This is a genomic window from Novosphingobium sediminis (assembly GCF_007991615.1).
Taxonomy (GTDB): Bacteria; Pseudomonadota; Alphaproteobacteria; order Sphingomonadales; family Sphingomonadaceae; genus Novosphingobium; species Novosphingobium sediminis.
Map to the genome: position 1 here is coordinate 1 of NZ_BJYR01000056.1, position 1,178 is coordinate 1,178.

Annotated in this window: 1 protein-coding gene; it reads right to left on the reverse strand. The window is 63.7% G+C overall.

Going from position 1 to position 1,178, the window contains the following annotated elements; genetic code table 11:
• A protein-coding gene (locus NSE01_RS21080) for an IS3 family transposase (protein WP_147161513.1) occupies positions 1-1,115 on the reverse strand; the annotation gives its coding sequence in 2 pieces (ribosomal slippage) (positions 1-863 and positions 863-1,115; 1,116 coding nt annotated over the 2 pieces). This gene is flagged as partial in the annotation.
• Between the last annotated feature and the right edge of the window lie 63 nt (positions 1,116-1,178).

Here is a 1,178-nt window from a genome sequence, read left to right on the forward strand (position 1 = left end):
GGAGCCCGTAGGGCGTAGCGGAGCAGGCCATTGCTTATGCAGTTCGGCGGCGAAGGCCGCCGGAGTTTCGTAGCCAAGGGCTGAGTGCGGTCGCTCCTGGTTGTAGTCCTCCACCCATGCCGCGATCTGGACGCGGGCATGGTCCATGCTGAGGAACAGCGTCTCGTTGAGCAGTTCGTCGCGCATGCGGCCGTTGAAGCTCTCGACGTAGCCGTTCTGCATCGGCTTGCCCGGCGCGATGTAATGCCACTCCACGCCGACCTCCCCGCACCAGGCGAGCACGGCATTGGACGTAAGCTCTGTGCCATTGTCGCTGACGATCATGCCGGGCTTGCCACGCTCGGCGATGAGATCGGTCAGCTCGCGCACGAGCCTGCGTCCTGAGAGCGAGGTATCCGGCACCGCACGCAAGCACTCCCTAGTCACGTCATCGACGATGTTCAGAACCCGGAACCGACGGCCTGACACGAGCTGATCATGCACAAAGTCCAGGCTCCAGCGCTGGTTGGGCAGCGCCAGGACGGGGGCTGGCGCCCGTGCACCAATGGCACGACGCCGATTGCGCCGTCGCCGAACCGCCAGCTTCTCCTCTTGGTAGAGCCGCTGGGTCTTCTTCCGGTTGATCACGATACCCTCTCGCCGAAGCAGGATATGCAGACGGCGATAGCCGAACCGGCGCCGCTGCTGCGCCAACTCGCGCAGCTTCGACCGAACCTCGGCATCGTCATCCCGCTGCGACCGGTAGCGCATGCTCTTCCGGTCAGCGCCTATGACACGGCACGCCCGCCGCTCGCTCATCCCCAGGAGTGCCTGAAGATGCGCGACCGCCTCTCGCTTGGCAGCGGGCGTCACCAATTTTTTGCGAGAAGATCCTTCAGGCCGACGTTGTCGAGCATGGCTTCGGCCAGCAGCCGCTTCAGCTTTGCGTTCTCGTCCTCGAGCGCCCGTAACCGCTTCGCGTCCGAGACCTCAAGCCCGCCGTACTTGGCCTTCCAGTTGTAAATCGTCGCTTCCGACACCCCGTGCCGCCTGGCCAGATCGGCGGTCTTCGCGCCCGCCTCGGCTTCCTTGAGCACGCCGATGATCTGCTCTTCTGTAAACCTCGTTCGCTTCATCTGTCCGTCCTTCCAATGGGCCGGACTCTAATCAAGCTTGGAGGAAAATCAGGGGGTCACGTC